At 38.2% G+C, this 24,013-nt stretch carries 24 protein-coding genes and 1 pseudogene; 12 read left to right on the top strand and 13 right to left on the bottom strand.

Going from position 1 to position 24,013, the window contains the following annotated elements; translation table 11 throughout:
- Window positions 1-3 precede the first annotated feature (3 nt).
- The 9 genes from tnaA (at window position 4) to H7R56_RS05480 (ending at window position 8,208) form a co-directional block, all read left to right on the top strand.
- Window positions 4-1,419, top strand: a complete 1,416-nt coding sequence (tnaA, locus tag H7R56_RS05520) for a tryptophanase (protein WP_106928216.1) — start codon at window positions 4-6, stop codon at window positions 1,417-1,419.
- A gap of 117 nt (window positions 1,420-1,536) precedes the next feature.
- Window positions 1,537-2,784: a low affinity tryptophan permease TnaB gene (gene tnaB / locus H7R56_RS05515; protein WP_106928214.1), complete on the top strand. Its 1,248-nt coding sequence runs from the start codon at window positions 1,537-1,539 to the stop codon at window positions 2,782-2,784.
- A 636-nt stretch (window positions 2,785-3,420) separates the two neighbouring features.
- Complete coding sequence (locus tag H7R56_RS05510) at window positions 3,421-4,602, top strand: reverse transcriptase family protein (RefSeq protein WP_001547650.1); 1,182 nt, start codon at window positions 3,421-3,423, stop codon at window positions 4,600-4,602.
- Window positions 4,592-5,254: a retron Ec48 family effector membrane protein gene (locus tag H7R56_RS05505; protein ID WP_182928542.1), complete on the top strand. Its 663-nt coding sequence runs from the start codon at window positions 4,592-4,594 to the stop codon at window positions 5,252-5,254. Before H7R56_RS05510 ends, H7R56_RS05505 begins: the two co-directional genes overlap by 11 nt.
- Before the next feature lie 198 nt (window positions 5,255-5,452).
- Complete coding sequence (locus tag H7R56_RS05500) at window positions 5,453-5,836, top strand: hypothetical protein (protein ID WP_001547652.1); 384 nt, start codon at window positions 5,453-5,455, stop codon at window positions 5,834-5,836.
- Window positions 5,837-5,844: 8 nt separating this feature from the next.
- The gene (locus tag H7R56_RS05495) at window positions 5,845-7,002 is read left to right on the top strand and encodes a relaxase/mobilization nuclease domain-containing protein (protein ID WP_163424524.1); all 1,158 of its coding nucleotides are present in this window, start codon (window positions 5,845-5,847) and stop codon (window positions 7,000-7,002) included.
- Between the two features lie 223 nt (window positions 7,003-7,225).
- Window positions 7,226-7,504: a hypothetical protein gene (locus H7R56_RS05490; RefSeq protein WP_071592644.1), complete on the top strand. Its 279-nt coding sequence runs from the start codon at window positions 7,226-7,228 to the stop codon at window positions 7,502-7,504.
- 29 nt (window positions 7,505-7,533) lie between these two features.
- The gene (locus tag H7R56_RS05485; protein ID WP_001547654.1) at window positions 7,534-7,920 is read left to right on the top strand and encodes a hypothetical protein; all 387 of its coding nucleotides are present in this window, start codon (window positions 7,534-7,536) and stop codon (window positions 7,918-7,920) included.
- A 24-nt stretch (window positions 7,921-7,944) separates the two neighbouring features.
- Window positions 7,945-8,208 carry a hypothetical protein gene (locus tag H7R56_RS05480; protein ID WP_001514484.1) on the top strand — a complete coding sequence of 88 codons (264 nt, stop codon included), beginning with the start codon at window positions 7,945-7,947 and terminating at the stop codon, window positions 8,206-8,208.
- A gap of 40 nt (window positions 8,209-8,248) precedes the next feature.
- Here the strand turns inward: H7R56_RS05480 and H7R56_RS05475 are convergent, their stop codons facing one another.
- The 6 genes from H7R56_RS05475 to H7R56_RS05455 all read right to left on the bottom strand — a co-directional run bounded on the left by H7R56_RS05475 (window position 8,249) and on the right by H7R56_RS05455 (window position 12,915).
- Entirely contained in the window at window positions 8,249-8,677 is a 429-nt protein-coding gene (locus tag H7R56_RS05475; RefSeq protein ID WP_001547655.1) for a hypothetical protein, read from the bottom strand.
- A 102-nt stretch (window positions 8,678-8,779) separates the two neighbouring features.
- Window positions 8,780-9,163, bottom strand: coding sequence for a hypothetical protein (locus H7R56_RS05470; RefSeq protein WP_001547656.1), 384 nt, complete (start codon window positions 9,161-9,163; stop codon window positions 8,780-8,782).
- Window positions 9,147-9,842: a hypothetical protein gene (locus H7R56_RS27630; protein ID WP_227674728.1), complete on the bottom strand. Its 696-nt coding sequence runs from the start codon at window positions 9,840-9,842 to the stop codon at window positions 9,147-9,149. Before H7R56_RS27630 ends, H7R56_RS05470 begins: the two co-directional genes overlap by 17 nt.
- 19 nt (window positions 9,843-9,861) lie before the next feature.
- Complete coding sequence (locus H7R56_RS27625; RefSeq protein WP_227674727.1) at window positions 9,862-10,806, bottom strand: hypothetical protein; 945 nt, start codon at window positions 10,804-10,806, stop codon at window positions 9,862-9,864.
- 5 nt (window positions 10,807-10,811) lie between these two features.
- Window positions 10,812-12,167, bottom strand: coding sequence for a site-specific integrase (locus H7R56_RS05460; protein ID WP_001547659.1), 1,356 nt, complete (start codon window positions 12,165-12,167; stop codon window positions 10,812-10,814).
- A complete protein-coding gene (locus tag H7R56_RS05455; RefSeq protein WP_227674738.1) occupies window positions 12,118-12,915 on the bottom strand; it encodes a tyrosine-type recombinase/integrase in 798 nt (265 codons plus the stop codon). Before H7R56_RS05455 ends, H7R56_RS05460 begins: the two co-directional genes overlap by 50 nt.
- Before the next feature lie 23 nt (window positions 12,916-12,938).
- Between H7R56_RS05455 and H7R56_RS05450 the strand changes: the two are divergent.
- Together H7R56_RS05450 and H7R56_RS05445 are read left to right on the top strand one after the other, a co-directional pair.
- Window positions 12,939-13,744: pseudogene (locus H7R56_RS05450) on the top strand (IS5 family transposase).
- Window positions 13,745-14,814: 1,070 nt separating this feature from the next.
- A complete protein-coding gene (locus H7R56_RS05445; RefSeq protein ID WP_182928541.1) occupies window positions 14,815-15,705 on the top strand; it encodes a DUF4238 domain-containing protein in 891 nt (296 codons plus the stop codon).
- Here the strand turns inward: H7R56_RS05445 and H7R56_RS05440 are convergent.
- Window positions 15,702-17,215 (bottom strand): IS3 family transposase gene (locus H7R56_RS05440; protein ID WP_370673415.1). Its coding sequence is split into 2 segments (ribosomal slippage): window positions 15,702-16,765 and window positions 16,765-17,215, totalling 1,515 coding nucleotides; the frame shifts between segments, so codons are not numbered across the junction. The genes H7R56_RS05445 and H7R56_RS05440 overlap by 4 nt on opposite strands.
- A gap of 411 nt (window positions 17,216-17,626) precedes the next feature.
- Between H7R56_RS05440 and H7R56_RS05435 the strand changes: the two genes are divergently transcribed.
- Entirely contained in the window at window positions 17,627-18,052 is a 426-nt protein-coding gene (locus H7R56_RS05435) for a hypothetical protein (RefSeq protein ID WP_001547663.1), read from the top strand.
- 31 nt (window positions 18,053-18,083) lie between these two features.
- Here the strand turns inward: H7R56_RS05435 and H7R56_RS05430 are convergent, their stop codons facing one another.
- The 6 genes from H7R56_RS05430 to H7R56_RS05405 form a co-directional block, all read right to left on the bottom strand.
- On the bottom strand, window positions 18,084-18,275 hold the full coding sequence (locus H7R56_RS05430; RefSeq protein WP_001514492.1) for a hypothetical protein: 192 nt from the start codon (window positions 18,273-18,275) through the stop codon (window positions 18,084-18,086).
- 448 nt (window positions 18,276-18,723) lie between these two features.
- Window positions 18,724-19,329 carry a hypothetical protein gene (locus tag H7R56_RS05425; RefSeq protein ID WP_001547665.1) on the bottom strand — a complete coding sequence of 202 codons (606 nt, stop codon included), beginning with the start codon at window positions 19,327-19,329 and terminating at the stop codon, window positions 18,724-18,726.
- 64 nt (window positions 19,330-19,393) lie between these two features.
- Window positions 19,394-20,128, bottom strand: a complete 735-nt coding sequence (gene qatD / locus H7R56_RS05420) for a Qat anti-phage system TatD family nuclease QatD (RefSeq protein ID WP_001547666.1) — start codon at window positions 20,126-20,128, stop codon at window positions 19,394-19,396.
- On the bottom strand, window positions 20,125-21,465 hold the full coding sequence (gene qatC / locus H7R56_RS05415; protein ID WP_001514495.1) for a Qat anti-phage system QueC-like protein QatC: 1,341 nt from the start codon (window positions 21,463-21,465) through the stop codon (window positions 20,125-20,127). The genes qatD and qatC overlap by 4 nt, the downstream gene beginning before the upstream one ends.
- Window positions 21,462-22,208: a hypothetical protein gene (locus tag H7R56_RS05410; RefSeq protein ID WP_001514496.1), complete on the bottom strand. Its 747-nt coding sequence runs from the start codon at window positions 22,206-22,208 to the stop codon at window positions 21,462-21,464. Before H7R56_RS05410 ends, qatC begins: the two co-directional genes overlap by 4 nt.
- A 9-nt stretch (window positions 22,209-22,217) precedes the next feature.
- On the bottom strand, window positions 22,218-23,987 hold the full coding sequence (locus tag H7R56_RS05405) for a KAP family P-loop NTPase fold protein (protein ID WP_001514497.1): 1,770 nt from the start codon (window positions 23,985-23,987) through the stop codon (window positions 22,218-22,220).
- Window positions 23,988-24,013: the final 26 nt, after the last annotated feature.

The following is a 24,013-nucleotide window of genomic DNA, read 5'->3' as shown; positions in this document are numbered from 1 at the left end:
ACCATGAATAACTTTAAACATCTGCCAGAGCCTTTCCGTATTCGCGTTATTGAGCCAGTAAAACGCACCACCCGTGAGCACCGCGACAACGCCATTATTCAGGCTGGAATGAACCCGTTCCTGCTCGATAGTGAAGACGTCTTTATTGACCTGCTGACCGACAGCGGCACCGGTGCGGTAACGCAAAATATGCAGGCGGCAATGTTACGCGGCGATGAAGCCTACAGCGGCAGCCGCAGCTACTATGCGTTATGCAACGCGGTAAAAGAGATTTTTGGTTACCAGCACACTATCCCCACCCACCAGGGGCGCGGCGCCGAGCAAATTTATATTCCGGTACTGATTAAAAAACGCGAGCAGGAAAAAGGCCTCGACCGCAGCAAAATGGTGGCGTTCTCCAACTATTTCTTCGACACCACCCAGGGCCACAGCCAGATTAACGGCTGTACCGTACGCAACGTGTATACCAAAGAAGCGTTCGACACCGCCGTACGTAATGATTTTAAAGGCGATTTTGACCTTCAGGGCTTAGAGCACGGCATTGAAACCGTTGGCCCGAATAACGTGCCGTATATTGTTGCCACCATTACCTGTAACTCTGCGGGCGGCCAGCCGGTTTCACTGGCAAACCTCAAGGCAATGTACGCGATTGCTAAAAAATACGATATTCCGGTGGTGATGGACTCCGCGCGCTTTGCGGAAAACGCCTACTTTATTCAACAGCGCGAGCCGGGCTATCAGGACTGGAGCATTGAAGAGATTACCCGCGAGACGTACAAATATGCGGATATGCTGGCCATGTCGGCGAAGAAAGACGCCATGGTGCCCATGGGCGGCCTGCTGTGTATTAAAGACGACAGCTTCTTCGATGTTTATACCGAATGCCGAACCCTTTGCGTCGTACAGGAAGGCTTCCCGACTTACGGCGGTCTGGAAGGCGGTGCGATGGAGCGTCTGGCCGTAGGCCTGTACGACGGTATGAATCAGGACTGGCTGGCCTATCGTATTGCGCAGATTCAGTACCTGGTCGACGGCCTGGAGGCGATTGGCGTGACCTGCCAGCAGGCGGGCGGCCACGCGGCGTTTGTCGATGCTGGCAAGCTGCTGCCGCACATCCCGGCCGAGCAGTTCCCGGCCCAGGCGCTGGCCTGCGAGCTGTATAAAGTGGCGGGGATTCGCGCCGTCGAAATCGGCTCTTTCCTGCTGGGCCGCGACCCGAAAACCGGCAAACAGCTGCCGTGTCCGGCTGAGCTGCTGCGCTTAACTATTCCGCGCGCCACCTACACCCAAACGCATATGGACTTTATTATCGAAGCGTTCGGCCACGTTAAAGAGAATGCGGCCAATATTAAAGGTTTAACCTTCACCTACGAGCCGAAAGTACTGCGTCACTTTACGGCAAAATTAAAAGAAGTCTAATTAACCACTGACCCGAATGGCCCTGCTGATAGCGGGTCATTCGGGTTCTTGTTACCTGGCGTCATAGTTTGTTCCTGACGAAAGCATTGACTTAAACGTTATCAACAAGGGAAAGCCATGGACGAAGATTCAAATACAAAACATTCCTCATTCTGGGGAATTATGGTCATTGCCGGCACCGTCATCGGCGGCGGAATGTTTGCTTTGCCGGTTGACCTTGCCGGAGCCTGGTTTTTTTGGGGCGCATTTATTTTAATTATTGCCTGGTTTTCAATGCTTCATTCCGGCCTGCTTTTATTAGAAGCTAATCTTAATTACCCCGTTGGCTCAAGCTTTAATACCATAACGAAAGATCTGATTGGCAATAAATGGAATGTGCTTAGCGGTATTACCGTGGCCTTTGTGCTGTATATATTGACCTACGCCTATATTTCAGCCAACGGCGCGATTATCAGTGAAACCATCGCCATCAACACCGGGACGCACGTCAACCCGCGTATTGTCGGCATCGGCAGCGCCATTTTTGTCGCGGCAGTGCTGTGGTTCAGCTCGCTCGCCGCCAGCCGCATTACCTCTTTTTTCCTCGGCATCAAAATTATCGCCTTTATCGTGGTATTTGGTTCGTTTTTCTTCCAGGTCGACTACTCCATTCTGCGGGACATTGCCGCGCCGGAAGGCCATAGCAGCTACTTCCCGTACATACTCATGGCGGTGCCGGTTTGCCTTGCCTCGTTTGGCTTCCATGGCAACATTCCCAGCCTGATCATCTGTTACGGCAAGCGCAAAGATAAGCTAATCAAAAGTATCGTATTCGGTTCGCTGCTGGCGCTGGTGATTTATCTGTTCTGGCTATACTGCACCATGGGCAATATCCACCGCAGCAACTTTAAGGAAATTATTGCCTCGGGTGGCAACGTTGACTCGCTGGTGAAATCGTTTTTAGGCACCAATCAGCGCGGCGTCATCGAATTCTTCCTGCTGATATTCTCTAACCTGGCGGTTGCCAGCTCGTTCTTTGGCGTCACGCTGGGGCTGTTTGACTATCTGGCAGACCTGTTCAAAATGGACAACACCCCCGTCGGCCGCTTCAAAACGCTGCTACTGACCTTTTTACCGCCCGCCGCACTGTACCTGATTTTCCCCAACGGTTTTATTTACGCCATCGGCGGCGCCGGGCTGTGCGCGACAATCTGGGCAGTCATCGTCCCGGCCTTCCTCGCCCTGAAATCGCGCGAGCGTTTTCCGGATAAAATATTTACCGTCTGGGGCGGTAAAGCGATTCCTGCCGTGGTGATTCTGTTTGGCGTGACGGTCATTCTGTGCTGGTTTGGCAGCACTTTTAACCTGCTTCCGCGCTTTGGCTAACACCATCCGGCGGCGCGCCGTTTTGGCGCGTCGCCGGACATATGCCCAGGGGCGCATCCCCGTTAAACGGCGATCCCGACTTTCGATTTCGCCGCTTTCCCTGAAATAGCTATCTCCGTTATCATAGCCACCCCTTGCGACAAAAACGAAAATGAAAAAGTTCGCTTTACACTATTAATCAGGGATCTGGATAACACCCCATGAGTAAAATCGACAATCTCGACGCCCACACCCCCATGATGCAGCAGTATGAAATTAAATAAGCAACTAATTGTATTTTAGGTTAATTTTATAATTTAGAAAAACTTAGCATACATATGGCATACATTTTATAATGTGTAAAAAAGACTTTAAGATCAATCAGATTTCTGGTAAAAATTAGTTGTGGGACGAATACCTCACTTGATGAAAATGGAAGCGTTAAAGCAAGAAGACCTGTCCTTAAGTCTAGGACGACCGAAAGGTCTTTCTGGGTGCACTCTGGCGAGCCATGCGAAAGCTAGACCACGGAGTACAGTACACAGTTGGAAAAAGTTAGTGAAGGTGGGGTGGACTTTATACTCTTGCGTTGCTTCCCTCGGATTCAACTGCCCTTCCTGGCCGTGAGGACGCTAACTTTTATCTAAGAAGGATCACATGGCTAAGGATTTCTCTTTCAAAAACACTTTCACCCCCATTCAGAAGAAAGAAAGCTTATTTGCCTTATTGGGTATAAGTGATATCGATAAATTTGAAAAGCTGATTTCCGATGGTGTAGAAAAAGCTTACTACATAAAGCCACCAATTGAAAAAAAGAACGGTGGTCATAGAATTGTATATGCACCAAACCGAATGCTGAAATCGATTCTAAGAAAAATAAACAATAAAATTTTCAGCCAAATTAATTTTCCAGATTACCTTTACGGCTCTATTCCTGACAAAGAAAATCCTCGCGATTATATCTTGTGTGCCCAACAGCACTGCAAATCTAAAATCCTTGTAAAAATGGATATCGAAAATTTTTTCCCAACGATGAAGTCAAAATTTGTTTATCAAATTTTTAAAGAGTTATTCAGATTTTCAGATGAAGTTTCCAATATATTAACAACTTTAACAACATATGAAGGTTTCGTTCCTCAAGGCGCACCAACGAGTACTTATTTAGCCAACTTATATTTTCATGATTGTGAGCCAAGCAAAGTCAGTTATCTTCGTAAGCTTGGATTCAGATATACTCGTTTGATTGATGACATAACAATATCCCGTTTAAATAAAGAGGAAGATTGGAAGTTTGTTGAGTCTGTTATTTCTAACTTTATTAAACAAAAAGAATTGACTGTAAATAGTGAGAAAACAAAACTTCTATCTGCTAAATCGCCACAATCATTTAAAGTTCACGGATTATGTATTGAGCATGATACGCCACGATTTACTAAAACTGAAAGAACTAACATAAAAACACAAGTACACCAAGTTGTAAGGACCGGTTATGGGCGAGATCAAATCCGAATGCAACCAAGTTATCACAAGAAATATTTTTCTGTGAAAGGTAAAATAACGAAACTTAAGCGTGTAGATTGTCCTGATTACCCAGTTCTTAAAAATCTTCTAAAAAAGCATTGCGATCCTCTTCCTGAGCATAAAGAAATAAAAAGAATTAATCGTGTTATATCAAACTTGTCGAAAGATCATGTTAGCATTGGTCATACAGAAAGATACAAAAGTAGGTACTTTCAAGTTGTTTTTCGTTTAGATATATTAAAAAAACTATATCCAGTTGAAGCAGATGAATTTAGAACACGGTTAAGACAAATAGGTCCAATTAAGAATGAGAATTAAAAAGCCTTTAACTGATATAATTTCCTATACCATCATCATAATTGTAACATTGTGTTTCATCTCAATGATTACCGCTGCGATAATTGTCTGCATAGATATAGTTAGGACAAGAGATTTACATCTTTGCTTCTCTGAAAATTGCGTATTAAATGCTCAAGAAATTTTTAAAACTCCAATATCTCTTCTGAAGCAATCATTAATACTCATACCTATTTTTGTATTTTTTATAGGCCTATATAATTATAAACTGGCGATAATAAATGCGAAAAACAACAACACACTGAACAAAGAGCGTGATTTTTATTCTTATTTAAAAGAAAATACAAGCGAACACAAGGAATTGATAGAAACACTTAACAAGAAAAAACTGTACAACGCACTTTTTGATGAGCAGTTAAACTTCAAGGCCGACGCCCAAGAAAAAATACATTTCTATCTGAAATTAAGAGGAACGACTGGCTTACTCGGCGAACTCAATGGTGATAAAAAAACGAATTATGAAGAAGTTCTAGCTTCTATTACAATACACTTCGGTTTCAACATCGAAGAAGAAGTTGATATAAAACGCTTTGATGCAATCACTAATAATATATGTATTCTATTGATAGAAATTATTGAGGTATGGTTTAATATCAACATATCAAAAAAATAGCTTCATATATAAAAGCAAGGGCTAACTCATCGAAGCTCCGCTTCTTTGAGTTCCCTTGTTTTTCGCCCTTCGGTTGAAAAAGAAAGTCAAAGTCTAACCTAACTCATTGACATGAATTGCATTTCCACTATAAATATATAATGTGTTGCAAAGGAATTGCTCACTTTAAAGCGAATAAATATATAAAAAGGAGTTTATATGGGTAAAATGATAACATTGTCGTATACAAATAATTTCAAGCCTATTAGCGATAATAAATCTCAATCATTGCGAATACACTGTGTAAGTGTACGATTAAATAAAGAAGAGTTAGAGCTTCTCAATGCAAGCCGTGGTGATAAACGCAAAGGTGAATGGCTTCGCATGGCATCACTTCAAAAGCTTCCTCCGACCATTCCTGCAATCAATTTAGAAGTTTGGCAATCATTGTCTGATATATCTCAAAAGCTAAATCGTCTAATAATCCACCTTGATACTAAAAGCAGTAATAGTGAACTGACGAAAACAGAGATCTTCGCTGTTAAAAAGCAGATTAAAGAGCTTCGCTCATGTCTTACAGGTTCTGATCCGTCCGTAAGGTAGTTTTTCGCATGAAAGGAATGCAGAAGATCAAAAGGGGTAAGAGCTTCTCAGGTGTGGTTCTCTATGTGTTAAAGCCAGGCTCACACCATAGAACCGTTCCAGAAGTAATTGGTGGCAACATGACAGGTGATTGCTCACAAGAGTTAATCGACGAATTTAACCTTACGAAAGAGCTTCGCTCAGATGTGGCAAAACCTGTGTGGCACAATTCACTTCGATTACCCCAGGGAGAATCTCTTACCAACGAACAATGGAAGCGAATTGCTGACGATTACATGAAGCGAATGGGGTTCGGTGATACACACCTCCGTTGCTATGTTCTTCATGATGATCAGGCTGGTCAGCACATACACATTATTGCAAGTCGCATAGATCTCAATGGCGGGAAGCTCTACTTAGGCAAGAATGAGAACCTTATCAGCACTCGAATCATTAGTGAACTCGAAACCAGATATGGTCTCATTGAGACAGCCCAGCATAAGAAGCCAAGGCAAGTAAAGCGGAGAAAAATCTCCCGTAATGAAGAGATGCTATCCCGAAGAACAGGCATTCCCTCCCCTAAAGAAGCTCTCCAACAGATACTTGATAAAAGTTTGGCAAATACACCTGACCTTTTAACTTTTATCAAGAGGCTGGAAGAAGCAGAAGTAGGCTGGACGGCGAATGTCGCAAGCACAGGTAAAATGAACGGGTTCTCTTTCGAATACACAGGAATAGCTTTCAAAGCTTCCCAGTTAGGCAAGAGCTATTCATGGGCAAATCTTCAAAAGCAGCTTAACTACAACCCGGATCACTTAGAAGCTCTGCGAAAGGATATACAGACCAAGGAAGTTCCTGTTCCTGTTCCTGTTCCTGTTCCTGTTCCTGTTCCTGTAGAACAGATTGCCAGAGCGACTGTGCGAGGCGAGAGCATAGGCGACAAAATTGCTGAAATCGAACTGCGACTCAGCGAAGACAGACGAAACGAGATCGTTGAAAAGATTCTTCAAAAGAATGCAGTTAAACAGCAAAAGCATCTCAGTTTCGTAGCGTGGCTTGCTTCTCTAAAGCAATACATTGAGCTTCTGAGAAGCTTTGGTAAGACCATTCTTCACAAAACCCACACGACCTTCTCAAATATCTACTCAATGAAACCTTTAAACAACGTGATAAAAATTCGTTTATAGACAGTCAATTACAAATTCCTTTCGTAAATGCACTCTATCACATAGTAATAGATTTATGTTTAGTCAAGAAAATATTGATCGTTATTACAGATCTATAACTCAATTATGATAGATATAACCTATCGACCAACGATCATCGATCGGTACAAGTGATTTTACTTTAGACAGCCAGCCATCGAGAATCCCTACAAACACGCAGTAAATCTTCTACCCTGGGGTTGCTATGAAAAACGAAACAATTAAGTGCCCGTTCTGCTTTCAGGAGAGTCCGTTTGGTGTCCGTGTCTGCACCGGTTGTCATTCAACCATCAAATATGGAGCCGTTTCAGCCTGGTTAGCTTTACTAATAGGAATTGTGCTGTTAGCGATTGCTTTCTTCATATTCGCTATCAGTCAAAGTTTTATATTAACTGTCGTTATCTATTTTGCATCAGCAATTTCTTTGAGATTTTATTTACGTAAGAAATTTGCACACAGAGCCGTTTTCACACATAAAAGCTAACCCTGGTCAAATATAATAAGGATCATTAAATGAAAAAAATTATTGTTACATCCTTTTTTATTGCAATATGCTTAATTACCGGTTGCTCAACATCAGGGAACCAAAAGATTAAAAATGAAACTGCTCAAAGTCTACAATCAAAAATAATTAAAAACAAAACAACTAAGGCAGAGCTACTTGCTCAACTTGGTGAGCCTGACACTAGAACGACTCTTGACGATGGCAACGAGCAATGGAGATATTTCATGTATAACAATCAGTTCAATGCCTCGACTTTTATCCCTGTTGTCGGTTTGCTAACGGGCGGTTCCCAGACTCAGTCTAGAACTCTCGAAATCGACTTCAATGGAGAAACCGTAAGCAAATGGACATTCTCTACTGATAATAACAATACAAAATCTGGCATTCTCCAGTAAAATACTTAATCAGGAACAAGTCTAATGAAAATATCTTCGGTTCTTGCTGTTATTATTTCTGCTTTTGTTCTTACTGCATGTAGCAGTGAGCCTTCCCAAGATGATATTTTTAAAGCTATGCGAAAATGGACTGGAAGCTATCTGACTTCAGTAAAAAAAGTAGATTGCACAAAAGAATCTGATATAAGCTATAAGTGCAATATAATTATGGATATGAGCGGAACAAAGCAAGCTGGAACAGTTAAATTAATAAAATCAGATGATGGCTGGCAAGTAGGAAGTTATTAATAAAGTAAATTAGTAGGATGAAGCTCCCTTTCGGGAGCTTTTATAATCTAACATTTTTTACTCTAACAACTTCATGGGTTAGTTCTTTCTCTATTGCTTTTATCTCATATTGAGTTTTAAAGGCTGTATAGATTTCTTCTGCTTTTTCTTGATTATCATCTATATAATTAACAAGAGAGTTTAGTTCTCTAAGAACAGCTTCTTTATTGTTTAATCGCTGTAACAGATTACTTGTAAGGCATTTATATACTGAACTAAACATCGTCATGATGTTGTCTATGTTTCGATTAGAACGGGTGTAGATCTGTCTGGGATAAAAATATTTCAAATGGTACCCAACAAATATCAAATACAACTGGTGAGAAAAACTTTTATCATGTGGCTGATATCGTTTCGAGATATACTTATCTACGATGACAATAAGCTGTTCTTCAAGTGTCATTACTGAATTAAAATTGTTTTTGTTCATAAGTTGCATCCTTGCAAAATTTGATTTTGTCTTCCTGACAATACATATATAATTACCACACATTTAAAAAATATCAATAGACAAAACCTATTAATATTAAAATTATTTTTTGTTTTTGGAAAAAATTTGATCTTCTCTAAGACCTTTGCTGTATGCGACCATCTGAAGGTCTCTAACCATAACAAGAAGTCTATTATTCTCATTTAGTAATCTCGCATTTTCATGTTCTAATTTATTGATTTTATTCGAAGCATAGGCAAGACTTTGAGGACTTTTAATATGCTTAACAGTTTCACCTTTACTTTTCTTTTTCTGCTGATATGCATAAGCTATTACTGCATGTCTTGAAAGAGCTTGTCGTGATGGTTTTTTCCCAAAATGCTCTTCAAGCGAGCCACAAATGCCAATCCAAGTTATATCCCCTTCCCAACTGTTTATTTTATCAAGAATAAATTCAAGATCTTTACTACTAAACTTTTTGCTCATGTTCGTCACCTTTATTGTAATATCTAATGATATGGTTTATGATTTTATCGATTTCTTTAATTTCCTTAATAAGTATTTTCACTCGTTGATTATCATGCTGGCTTTTATATAATTCATAATTATTGCGCAGTGATTCTAAATTCTCTTTGATCTTAGCAATTAGTTCAAATCTAACTCCTTCTCCTAAATCAGATAACATTTCTTCGGAAAATAACACCTTCCTCTCGATATTTCTCAATTCTTCCCAACTTCTGTTGTCATAAACACTATTTTGTTCCACACTTCGTCTTCCTGACCAAAATGCTATTTCCACCTCAGATAACATAGCCCTTTGAGCAAGCGTATTCAAAAGATGCCGTGGCTGATGGCTTCTAAACACTTCTTTCATACCATCTGGTTGTAACGATTTATGCCTTTGAAAGAAATTTAAAGCACTATCTTTCCCTGCACCTGATCTTTTCTTGAAGTCTGCAAAAAATAATTTTTTAGTTGCAGGTGCAACATGAAATAAGTCACTTCCCTTTTTCATATGCAATTGATCTTTAGCTAACAGTAAGAGTTTATTGCTGAGTTTGGTAGGAATAAAAAAATCATTCCAATGATCTGTTTTTTCCACATAATTTAAAACTTCGTTCCAAAATTCTTTTGCACTAATTCTCTCCTCTTCGACCTTTGCCAAGACATTTTGTGTTCTGATATTAAAGGGGTTTTTTTTTTTTTATATTCAAAATATCGCACAGCTTTGTATAAAAATCATTTGCCTCTGGTTCTGTTCCTAACAGGTTGTAAAATTCTAATTCACCATTTTCGCGGATAGCAGCGATAGCCCTTGCTGTATGAGATAAATTTTTTAACCTTTGGATAGCTAATCTGGCTATTGGTTTCATATTACTTGGAATCCACTTAATACTATCACCATACCCTTTTGCGCAGAAATAGCGAATGCCATAAGTAGCTTTTCCCTCAGAATCAGTCCCTTCAACTTCACAATCTACTTCAAGGTTTATGATCTCAGATATTCTCGTAGGGGCACAAAGAAGTAAAGCTATAATAGAGGTGGTAAATATATCTCGTTCACTTTTTTCTTCAGAACGAAATACTCTACCTATAAAATCAATCACATCGTCTTCGGGTAACTTCTTTTTAACATTATTGTGTTCTGAAATATCCCTTGCTGATTTATTTGAAATCCCTCTCAACCTGGTGTTAAACCTGCTGAGTCTTGGGTTTATTATGTTTTTGGTTGCTAAGACTTCTAAAATTTCTTTCAGTGTTTTTTCTATTGCACATGCACGATTGATTGAGTAATGTTTTTCAGCTTGATCTACAATATTGAATATAATTTCAGAATTTAAGTTAACGATATGAAGATCAACATTTAATTCCATATATGAATATTCCATAAGCTTGATTGTTGTCAGATAAATCAGTGATTTATGCACATTAGGGAAACATTCTCTATATATAAGGACTTTCGCTAACTGTTGAAAATGCTCCCCCATATTTATATCATTTATTTTATAACTAAACTTTTTGAAAGCCACTCCTTTCCCCCATGATAGGCTACTCCAGTTTATTATATTGTCTCTTTCTGCTTGAACTCTTACTTCATTTGCGAAAAAATCATAATTTTTAAAATACATGGTATTTATTCCTCTTCAGTGTTAAGAAACTTTATTATTGTATTGATTTTACTCTCTACACTTGCGAATAAAGCAACCAATAGTTCTACTTCTGATTGTTTTGAATGATTGGATATTAATTGATTAGTTAGTTTATTTATATTAATCAAATCCTCAACCATTTTGAATGTGATACCCTCACTATCCATTAGAAATGAAGAAGCATAGGGGCTTATTGATTCATTAATTGCTTGTTCTATTCTGAACGAAAACTCCTCGTTATTTTTCGCATAAGATAGTACGGATTTCAAATTTGTATGATCCAGAACTTTAGCTAAAGTACTTAACCCATATCCTCTTTGAGCAAGTCTTGTTGCCAGAGTAATCCTTAACTGTCGGGAGTTTATTGTAGAATTTTTATTACCACTAACTCTACGGTGAACAGATTGCAATCGACTTGTAATTGTCTTTGAACTCATATGCAAGTTTACAAAGTTATTTTCATAAAATTCGTTAATATTATAACCAGAATTAAAAAAGCTTGGGTCAATAAATAATGGGAGATTATCTAATTCTTCTTTGCTTAATTTATCCTGAGCTTCATTTTGTGCAAAAGCTTTAACTATGGCTTTAAGCTCGGATAATGAATCAAATAAATTATCACTAATTTTCAATTCAGTGAAATCAGTTCGAAACTTCCCACCTTGTTTTAATCTCGGAATATTTAAATAATTACCTTCATTTTTAATATAAAGGTCTTTTATCTTAAGTTGTGCTATCTGCATTGGTCTTCGACCAGTATAAATTAGTAGCATAACCAAAAGATAATCATTCATGGTTATGTTGCCTTCATTATATTCTTTTGTAATACTAAATATTAAGTGCTTCATTTCATTATCAGGCAGTGGCCTTAAGTATTTTTGCCTTTCATTATAGGCCGTAGTTGTCCTGGGTTTTGCGACTTTCCATTTTGAGATTAAATCTATAACCTCTTGTTTTAAGACTTTATTGTGTAACTCATGAAATTTTATTAGAAAGTACTTCATACTTTCTACATGCGTATAGTTTATTTTTAAGAATGTATTGTAGAACCGTTTCAACAAACCACACTCAAACTCTTTCAACTCACCATTATTAAATACAATTAATTTCTTAATGGCAAAGTAGAACTTTCTCGTATAAGCAGAGCTAAAATGTACAGCGGTATATGCAAGAGTTTCTTTTACAAGTGATAATAAAGATAAGTTGATTGTATTTTCTAAATATAACAAATTCAACTTTATGTCTTTACTAAGAACCCAAACATTATCATTTACATTGAATTCAAATCCGCTATCTTTTACTTTTAATACCGAGAGTTTTTCTAAAATCGATTTCTCCATTCACTCCTCCTTTATTATTATTTATTTTTTCTTCTTTCAGTAAATCTGCTTCCTGGAAAGCCCTGGAAGCCTCTTCGCTTATAAATCTATTATTATAAATCAGAACTGATTTTGAGTTTACTTTCCAACCCATTCTAATGCACCGGATTCTATCTAACTCGTTTAATTTATATGGGTCTGTTACACCTATATACTTTAAGCTGTATATATAGTTCCATGTATGTCGTAAACAATGTCCAGTGAAGTGTCTGAAAGAGCTTCCTTCATGTTCAATTTCTTTTATTTTTCTCATAATTTTGTTATATGCACTTATGGTTAATGGTAATCCCTCTGTAACTCCGGATTTGTGAGTAACCAATAGATAATCATGATTCTTACATTTAGCATGATATGATCTCTCACCTTCAATATATGAACTTATCTGCATACATAACCTTTCACTGATATTAATCTCTCTCTCAACCGTTTTTACGAGTGGTTGAAATACTCTGGGATCTTCTGGGTCATTTATTCTTTTGGATATTTTCAGATATCTTTGCTTTCTTTTAAAATCTGATATCTTTAAGTTTAAAAGCTCCCCTCCTCGCATTCCAGTTTCATAAAGTATTAATATAGCAAGTTGATTTCTTTTCCGACAATTCCTCTCAAATGGATTGTATTCGCTTTCAGGACTGACACATTCCAGTAGAGCTTCTACAGTTTCTTTTTCTAAGAACCTATCCCAAAAGGAATTGTCAGATAATAAAATATGATAATTTCTGAGGGCGAAGCGTGGCGGGCAACAAGTGGCAGATCAGTGATGGACTCTGGGAGAAAATGGCTCCACTCATCCCGGAGCATAAAACTCAACACCCGCTGGGTACGCACCGCAAGCGGGTTGATAATCGCGCTGCAATGAACGCCATTTTCTTCGTACTCAGGACGGGCTGCCAATGGAATGCGCTGAATGCCACCGGTATATGCTCGTCAAGCTCTGCTCATCGCCGATTTCAGGAGTGGCGAGATGCTGGAGTATTTGAACGCTTCTGGCAAAATGGGTTGCTTGCTTGCGAACAGTTGGACTCTATTGACTGGTCGTGGCTGTCGATGGATGGTTGTATAACCAAATCACCGCTGGCAGGCTCAAAAAAACAGGCAGGAACCCTACAGACCGGGGGAAACAGGGCGTAAAGCGCAGTCTGATGACTGACGGGAACGGGCTACCGCTTGCACTGGTTGTTGCCGGAGCAAATACGCACGACATAAAGTTGGTTACGGATACGCTCGATGCCCTCCAGACGGGCAGACCGGGCAAGAGGCTCCGGTTGTGCATGGACAAAGGGTATGAAGCGGAATGGCTGGAATCGTATCTGAAAAGTCGTCGCTATGAACCTCATATCCAGTCACGAAAGGATGAGTCAGAGGCCATCAAATACACGGATTTTAAGGCTCACCGCTGGGTTGTAGAGAGAACACACAGTTGGATGAATCGCTACCGCCGTGTCCTGACTCGTTGGGAGAAGAAGGTCGAGAATTATGAGGCGATGCTGCATTTTGCCTGTGGTGTCATTGTCTGGAACAAAACCCTATTGGGATAGGCTCTAAAGATTTGAAATTATCGCTCATATAAGAATATGAAGTTATCTTAGGTTTATGCTTTTGAAAGTTGGATTTAATGAATTTTAGCAATGAATTTGTTTCATACACAGAACCTCTATAAAACGAGTCATAAATCCATGATATATAGTCGCTAATAACTGTAAGTCGATAATGTAGGTTTTCTTCGTTAACCTTTTTGTATGTTACCATATCAATTATTTTACGTTTCTTCCTTTTCACTCTAAGAAACTCTGATAATGAATATAACTCTGTATAGCTTAAAAAAGTCTTGTTACTTACTCTTTCGAGTATACTTATATTTTCCTTAATCAAGTATTTTTCAAAAAGGATCAAAACATAGGCGTTTCTCAATATAGTATTGAACGACTTATTTTTCTGTCGCCCAAGCAAACCAAGATATATATTTTGATAGTATAACGGCAGGCCAGAGTTTGAATTTAATATCATACAAAATCTTTCTCCCCCTTTCGTCATTATTTTTTTAACTAAATATTCACTTTTCATTGTTACCCCATAATTTAATTTTTATTTATAGGTAACATAATTTTTTAGCAAGTTACAAATTTATTTTCCATTATTTTCAACAACCTTATTAATTGCGGCTCCAATAACGAATCGGCCATATATTCACCTTAAGGTGAATATATAGTCCCCTATATTTACCTTAAATAGTAACCAATTGATTTTAAATATTAAAATAGGATATTGTAATTCATTTTGTAATGTGCAAAATGAAAATTGACATTTTTATTAGCTACTAATTTGGTGAACCTTAATTTGTTAATAATAGTTTAATTTTCTTTGTATGCTTTCTAAGTCATATGATATATTATATATTAATGAATGAAGTTAAGTGCTATCTACTTCTTAATCATAACATAACTAGACGTTAATCACTGTAATATAGTAACGTTGATAACCTATTATGAGAGTTCTCATTACAGTATCGTTTGTTGCAGTAGTATCGTATTTTATCAATGCTCATTTTAGGCAACTTATGGAAAGACTTGTTGACCTATAAAAATGTCATTTTTCTAAAGGAACAGTGATGGAATTTAAAGATATTGATTTAAAAAAAAGACAACATTATGTACCGCAGTTTTACTTATCTCATTGGCTCGGTCGAGAAGGTATATTGGTGCGGAATAATATATCTAAAAAGTCTTACCCCAAAAAAAACACCATAGAGATTGCTGAAGAAAACCTTTTCTATGGTATAAAGATGGACGATGTCGTATGGGATCTGTTGTTATATAAATACTCTGATGACATTGATTCCAATCCATATCTTAAAAATTTATTCAATGATTTAGCATTGTTAAAAGATGCTGATGCCGTTATCAATAAAGGATGGTTAGTAGTTAATGATGACGAAGAACTCATGAAGTTCGCCAAAAGGAATCTCGATATATTGAATAAAGTTTTCCTTGAAAATAAATACTCTGATATTGAAGGTGCTATTTCTGAAATAATAAAAGAAATGATAAAAGAACAAGAGTCTAAAATCATTACACCGATCAATGACAAGATGTACTTAAATCTTTTGATTTTTTACAGCCTGCAATTATTCAGAACAAAAAAAATGATATCAGCGGCTCAAGAAAATATTGAGAAGTTGACTTTGGTACGAGGGAATGTAGAAATAGTATTAGATAATTGTCAAAAGGAAACCTTCCTTAAATGTATGCTATATATAATGTCTTTCCAATTTGCTCTTAAAATAGAGAAAGAATGCTTCAGTATCAAAATACACAAAAATCATACTAAAATTAACTATATAACATCAGATTCGCCTGCAATATATCACAATGATGGTTCTATTGCTGCGATGCCACTTTCACCTCGTTTATTTGTAAACTTCAGTTTGAATAAAAATACAGAAGCAATCCCACCGACAAGCGGTAAGTGTCAAGGTAGTTGGCACCCCCGGTTGATTTAGGCTGCCTGTTTTTCCCGTTCTGGATTCAGCATTACCTTGCCTACCGGATGCCAGTTTCGTGTTCTGCCAGACCAGCGTTCAGGCCGTTCCGCTTTTGCCTTTTTGTACACCTCATCCCGATTTTTCAGCAACACACCGTCTTCTCCACGATGTCGCTGACCCGGCGTCACATACCTGATGCCGCTATGTCTGTGCATTTCGTTATACCACTGAGCAAAAACCTCTATCCATTCACGCGCCTCCTCCAGCTTGCCGAACCCTGATGACGGCCACTGCGGGACATATTTCAGTGTCCGGAACAGCGACTCCACATACGCATTATCGTTACTCACTCCCGGCCGGCTGTGAGAGGGGGTTATCGCCAGCTCGTGTAGCTTCATTTGCAACGTCTGTGACTTCATCGCCGCGCCGTTGTCCGCATGCAGTACCGGCGGGTTTTGCCAGCATCCTTCCCGAAGGACCGTGCGTTGTATCAGGGCTGCCGCCTGCTCACCACTTTCAGTTTCATGCACTTCATATCCCACGATTTTTCGGCTGTAGAGGTCTTCCACCAGATACAGGTAAAACCAGCGCCCCTTTACGGTTGACGGAACCCATGTAATGTCCCATGTCCACACCTCATTCGGCCCGCTGGCCTGCCAACTCGTAGCCGGGGTGACTTTCTGCGCTGCCCGTTGCCGTCCCCGGCGATGCACCTCTCCATGACGACGCAGTACCCGGTAAAAGGTTGACTCGCTTGCCAGATAAATCCCCTTATCCGCCAACGCCGGTACGATTTGTGACGGGGGGAGGCTGGCGTAGTCTGGCTGATGGCACACTGCCAGTATCTGTTGCTCTTCTTGCTCACTTAACTGGTTCACCGGGGAGGGCCTGACCGTGCTGACACGCTTGTCTTCCCACGACGTTTGCCAGCGTCGCCACGTCCGTTCACTTAATCCCGCTTCCGTCAGCGCTATTGACAGCCGAGCTCCTGACGCCATCGCGTCCCGCACGTAACCGATAAGTGCCTGCCGCTCTGTTCCGGGCGTCAGTCGTCCTCGTCGGTTTCCCCGTAAAAATCCCGCAACTGCTTTCGCAGCACCAGTATCGCTGCCGCCTCCGCCAGCGCCTTTTCCTTACGAAGCAGTTCGCGTTTTAGTTGTTTAACTTCTTTCTGGCTTTGTTTGAGCGCCGCTTTGTCAGTGGGCGAAGACACCTGCAAAAAGCCTTGTTTCCACTGACTAATCTGTTCCAGGTAAAGCCCTTTTTTACGGCAGTATTGCGCGAGTTCTGTTTCGCTGAGTGTAGCTGTTTCGATAATCACAGCCAGCCGGGCTTCGGCTGACCATTGGTCTGTAGTTTTGTTTGCACCCGGCACCGGTATTCCCTCTGCTTTCGCCTTGTTACGCCAGTAATAAAGGGTAGCTTCCGATATCCCTTCCATCTGCGCAACTGCGGTGACGGTCATGTTGTAAGGCGGTAGTAATTTAGCCAGTGCAGCCGATTTACGTTCTGGTGAAATTCGTTTCACGATCTGTTCCCATCTTGTCATTAGTATTTTCGATGGGGGTGACAACTATCCTGACAGAGGGGGCAAGAATACAATTTGAGATTGTAGACATCTACGATCCTGAAAAAATAAAAATCACAAATAGACTCGTCCATGAATTTTCTAATAATTTTTTGTTTGCTAAGAAGAATGTAGACTTGAAGTTTGATCTTTAACTCTAAACTCAACAACAGTTTTCATCTCTTCGTCTATTGAACATGGATTTAGGAAAGGTTAATAGCCTATAATTTATGGTAGGATCAGTATTGTAACATCATGTTTGGTATTGTTTTATAATGTTTTCTTTACTGTTCGCATTGCTTAGACTTAGTACCGAGACTCAAAAAGCTGTGGTTCTCATTTTCTAACATTCAAATGATAAGGAATCTATGTATGGAAAAATTTTCCAATAACGATAAAAAAAGAACTTGTTGGTTAATTTTATTTTGTTCTATTATCCTTCTGTTAATTGGGTATAGATTACAGGCTAATTTTTTTGGTTACATATTAATATTCTTGCCTTTAATATTTTCATTGGTATTAACGCATTTTGTTTATCCGAAATATAGCAAATCTTTAAAGGCTGTCGTAGATTTTATCATTTATATACCTACATCTATTGCTGCTTCTGTTTTTTTGCTAAGACTTGCGTTGGATATTCCTGTGTCAACTCTAACTGTTCTCTTTAATTCATATCTAATTGCAGGATATGCATATTTTATAGCAATTGCTGTAGCAACTAAGTGCTGTATCTCTTTTTGTGATGCGGTATTTTCTTATAAATCAGAACATTCCACACACATAGATTCAAAAAAATAACGGACTTATGCCTGAATGTATTTATATATGTTCAGGCTTTTTTTTGCTCGTGGTCATCAATGCTTATAAAAACAATTATTGGGAAATAAGCTGCTGAAAACGCAAGTATCAGTGAGGATAATACCCCCTGAAAGTCAGTTACATATAAGGAACCTTCACTTAACAAATGAAGTACAGAAATAATATTTATTATAATGAATATTAATAGTGCGATTTTTTTCATTTTATATCTCCTTTTTAATAAAATATATTCACATTTAATTTCCCTTGTCAAATTTAATTTATATTTCGATGATTTGCATTTCAAAAAGACAAGCACCTTTAAATTCTATTTCTTAATTTTCTAAATTCTCCTGTACGTTCTTCATAGTAGTCATAACGATTATATGATTCCTTCTACACCTTTCAGTTTACGAATTTAGTCATTCCTCTGCTATGTGCGGTTGTATAAGGCTACAAATACATTTACCAGTGAGTCAGCAAACCCTCAATAAAATCATATAATAAGCCAGTACTTTAGAACAGTGTAAAACATCATTAGTAAACCAGTTTATTTCTTGCATCTCCTGAATTACTGATATTGTAATTTATTTTAAAATTGGTTTATCAAATTCCCTTTAATAATTAAGTAATAACTGACAATCACAATCAACTATTTAAACAAAAACTAATTATTTCTTGAAAATATGATTTATTTCAAGAAGTTCTTGTGCTGAGTTCGAAAGCTGGATCAGGTTATTCAGCAACTCAACGAAAGAATCATTGAATACTTGTCGTTCATTCAAATCCGTCCAATCCCAGGATAAAGCTTCTTCTATTGACACCCAAACAATGTGTACTCGTTCTTCATTTAAATAAAGTTTAAATCGTTCGTCTGGTGTTCTAAGTGCATGTGATAAAATTTTATTTCGATTCTGTAACTCAGCAGAATTATTAATTTGCCAGAATGGTTGCGGGATCGTGAAGTCGATCAGTGAATTGAATGCCAATCCACGAACTTGCGCCGCTTTCATCGTACTTACTACTTTATTCCCATTCCTCCAAATCCTTAAATCACCCAGCAAATAATTTACTCGCTGATTTCGAGCCTTACTGTTACCTGTTGGATATTGAATGTAAGGTGGTCCATCACCATTTTGGCGATATCTTGCTAAGGTCTTAACACTGATTCCCAGGTAAAGGGCCGTTAATTCAACATTCAGTGTCGTATCGTCAGGCATATCACCGAATAGCTTCCAGACTTCCGATAATTCTCTCAGTGTCTCAATGATCTTCATATTTCATTTCTCCCGATAAAGATAGAGTGTATTTAAAACTAATCATCCAGTCTGCTTAGATAAATCATCGCTCACCGATAGAAAGAATTCGCCTAAAATTCTCTTCTAATTTATACTCAACAGTTTCTGAATCACACCCCCATATTTCGGATATACCTCTAATGGCTTTATCAACATCCCAAGGGAATAGATTTTTTCCGCTGAATTTTGCGAAAGGTGCATCTGTCTCTGTTAATAATCTATCTTTTGGTATTAATCCTATTATCTCTTTTCCTTTTTTTGAGTTTAACATTGCAGGACCAACTGAGAACCAGGCCCCAATATCTATGGCTTTATCCAGCTCAGCTTTTGTGCCAGTAAACCAATGAAATATTGGAACTCCATCAATCCCCTTCAATTCATCCACAACTTTATCTGCACTACCTCGTGAATGTATTGACATAATCTTCCCGCCCCGATGATGAACCTTTCTTAAAATATGTCTAAAAACTTTCAGTTGGATCTCAGCATGTTTTTTATAATCTTGTCCACCATCAAGTCCTATCTCGCCAACATACTTTACTTGGGGTAGCAAAATATCAAAGATAGCTAACTCTTCGTGCCGCAAGTGTGCCAACTCAGGATGTAGTCCTAAAGCAGTTTTTATTCTTTTACAGCCAGAAACAAGCCTATTGCTACCAATATACGCATTTGGTGTAGTCGTGACAGAAAGAACATATAGTCCTTTCTTATCACATTGATAAATAATATCCTTTGGATCTTTGTATAGATCCAAATGACAATGCATATCAAACTTCAAACTAATTTTTCCTTCTTCAAGAAAGCTTCTACTTCTTGTAATCCTTCAATGAATACATTTTCATACTTGCCAATATCCTGCTCTTTAAGCTTTCCAGATTTCAATACCCACGCCTTCAAATTACTTTTTTTAGCATTTTCAATAGCCATTATCACTGAAAAGATATCATCTCTTCCATCTTGTTTATTTTTAACAAAATTCAGTAAATTAGCATATGAAGCTTGATGATATGTTATTGATTCTTTTACTCCCCCTCTTAATAGGGAGGCTCGTCTAATCATGCAAGGCACACAGTAGCCACATTGCTGATGCTTTCTTTTCCAATGACTGCACGAAACTGTAGAATCAACGATATCAGCGAGTATATTCTTATCTTTGCATTCACTAACCATTTGTCCTTTTGTTTTGAATTGGTACGGGTTAGTAAACTTCATCTTAAAACCAACGTTATCAAAAATAGTTTGTATCATTTCGATAAAATATGGATGAGTAGTTCTTGTGCTAAGAGAGCCAATTCTTCGATTTGTCAATGGTGCATTCAATGAGATAAAACCATTCTCAGGTACATATATAGATATATTATTTTTATTATTAGCTTTCATCACAGCATCTGCACCAACAGCAGCAAATGCTAAGAAATTCAAGCTACGTGTTCTCATCGTAATATCTCTTTGCATTCCCCTTCCTATAGGATTTGCACTGGTGCAAAGCCTTGAGAAATCCCCCTTACCTTTGATCCTTTTTGATATTTGTTCCTGTTTTGCCTTATCTCCTTTGTATGAATGACTTATTAATAACGGTTTCTCACCTGTTGTTAAAATATCAATAACACCGATTGCACTGTCTAACCCACCAGAAAACAGAGAAATACAATCTAATCCATCTAAATTTATTAATCTACGCCCATTGACTGGTTTAAATGGAACAGGAGGTTTCATTCCATCTTTTTTAAAATCGAATTTCCAGACATCTCCACTTAAAAACTGTAATGCTTTTTCAATATATGCTTTATTCTTTATCCAGATAGTTGGATTTATGACCCTAACAGATACGTTTATATCCCGTGTCCAACCATCAAAACAATCATCACGAACTATAAAGGTGTCAGCGGCTGTCACAGCCATTGATATTGTCAGGAAATCCATTACCTCGTCTGATATTTGAACTCCTAATCTTTTAATTGCGTCATATACAGGCTTTCCTATTGTTGCAATATCATTTCGAGGCTTTATTCCATTTTTGGCAACGACTCCATCTCTCGAATAAATTTGAACTGAAATCGTAGAATCATTCGATGCAGGCAACCGACTATAATCATGGTCTATATAAATATTCATTCGCTATACCCCTTCCATTCATCCCAAACTTCAGTAATAACATCTTTTTGAATTTTAATTATATCTGATTTTGAAAACGATCTAATGTTTTTACTTATTTTGGGTTCCATATGGTTATCAACTATTGCACTAATATACTCATGCAATTCATTTTCTGCTCTCTGCAATTCTTTCGCTGACTGTGCATTATTCCAAGATTTTCCTGCGTCCATTGTAACTTGAATAAAAATACTATCAGTTAAATAGCAAATCATCGTTTCAATAAGAACATCGTCTGTAATATCTTGTGGGTTAAACGTGGTCTTTCCATCTAAAGCTTCAACTAAAGCATCATTCATTGCAGTTTGAATTTTATCAGCATCCTCACTGCCATCAGAAAGGGCTTGGGATATTCTTGCAATTGCGTCTTCACATGAGAGCCCATTAAGGCTACTTAGGTCAATAATAGGATTACTGTTCTGATCGTTTACAACCCCATCATTCAGTAATTCAAATAAGCCACCACCAGCACTAACAATATTACCAAGTCGTTCGTTAGCTGAATCTCCTCCACCTGTTACTTGTCGAGAATAGCGTCCAAGAGCACCTTTTAGTGAAGAGATATCTCGGCTTCGAGCAAATCTACCAAAAAGAGTTCTAAAACCGCTTAGATTTTTATTTCCTCCATTTTTTGCTTGATCTGCCCAAGGTGGAACAAGTGGATTCCCATTTTTAGGTCCTTTACTTGACTGTGACGTTCCCATATCTTCTCCTTATTTAAACCATTTTTTTTCTTTTATAAGAGCATTCATCCAATGCGGATTATCGTTTATACCACTTATAAATCTTTTAAAGACTTTCCCTGCTTCGATATGCTTATCTGCAACTAATACAGCCCCAGCAAAACCAGCAGGTTGTTTGCTCCATTCAGTTATAGTTCGAAGGTGTTCAATCAAACTTTCCATAACTGGAACAAATTCATCTTGAGATATATCCCGTAATGCAGTTACAGCAGCTTGAGAACTTTTCCTTGTCGTAGTAATCAATACACTTAACGCATCTCTTGCTTTTGGAGACAAACCTATTACATAATGGGCTGCTGGCATTGTTTCGCGTGATAAATATATTGACGCTCGTAAATCCTTATCACTCAGTTTTGGTTCGAGATCAAACCACTTTAAAATAAAATCACTGGTTGCATCATCTTTCGTCCAAGATTCTGGTACAGAATCAGGCAAATTCTTTGGTTTCGTGCTTTCTATTTCACTAAATAATTCCTTGTAGCCTTTATTAGTATCTATCATTGAATATAAATCATTGGCAGCAGTCTCTCCTGCACATCTTTCAAAGATTACTAACTTCGTAATGACATTCTCATCTAATGAAATACTTCTTCTTCTAGCAATGTTTGATCTCATTTTTACAATATTTAGTAATCTCTTAACTATTCTTGGATTGCCATGTATTATTGGTGAGGTAGCAAATATAGGTGCCAACCGGTCTACTTGATCATATGCCCTTGCTAATTCTAAATTATTCTCTCCTTCTAATATTTTTATTGCATCTTCTTTCTTCATAGGATCTTTATGCCATGATTCCTGTAAAGATTTTTCCAATGCTATCCTTAGCTTTTCTACCAAATTACTATCTACCCCTGCATTTACTGCATGAAGCATGAAAAGATACGATCTTATTTCTAAAAGGCCTGTTCTTGGGACTCGGATAGGGACTTGTATTAGTTTATCCAAATAATCAATATGATGTCTTGCTGATGTTCCTTTGAAATACTCTGATACGGATGTTCTTATCATGTCTTCATCAGCAGCAATCACAAATGCCGTATTTGGTAGGAATAAAAATAATCGTATTGCTTCTAATGTTTGTATAGCATTTTGTGGTAAACAACGATCTAGGTTATCTATAAAAACAATTAAATTCTTCCCTAACTCTTTTAAAATACCACTATATTCATCTCTAAATAAATTTATTTGCTGTGGTGGGGTCAATGCTTCTTTATCTTTAATTAACCCACTATTTGCAACCTCCTTACCTGTACTAATGGCTTCTTGGTATGTATTTTCATTAACACCGTTACTAAAAATATTTTTAATTGCCCCAACCCCCTTAGAAACCATTCCCCCAGTAGGAATCCCCATAGCTAATGCAATTCCTTCAAGGGTGTAACCTAATGCCCTCACTTTATCTACTCGGTTAAATAAACTGAATGTCTTCTCTACAAGGTTTGGATTTCCTTGGGCTGCTTCGTTAAGTTTTGTTGCAATAACTTCCAGTAATGCAGCCCTTGCGTCATCATAGCCTTGATACAGCCAAGCATCGAAATTTACAACTAAGATATCTTTACCATCTTCTTGATTTATCTGTTTTTCTATAATTTTAAGTAATGATGATTTTCCAGCCCCCCAGTTACCAAATATTCCAATAGACACTGGCAACATATTTTCAGACTTCAATATATCTACTGCGAGACTTGAAACTTCGCCAAAATTTAAGTAATCAATGTTGGATTCTACGTCAGCCCACATACACACTCCCTATTGTTAAATGGCTA

The sequence above is a fragment of the Klebsiella sp. WP3-W18-ESBL-02 genome (assembly GCF_014168815.1).
Lineage (GTDB): Bacteria > Pseudomonadota > Gammaproteobacteria > Enterobacterales > Enterobacteriaceae > Kluyvera > Kluyvera ascorbata_B.
The sequence above is the reverse complement of the archived record's forward strand: the minus strand, read 5'-3'. Positions and strand labels throughout refer to the sequence as shown.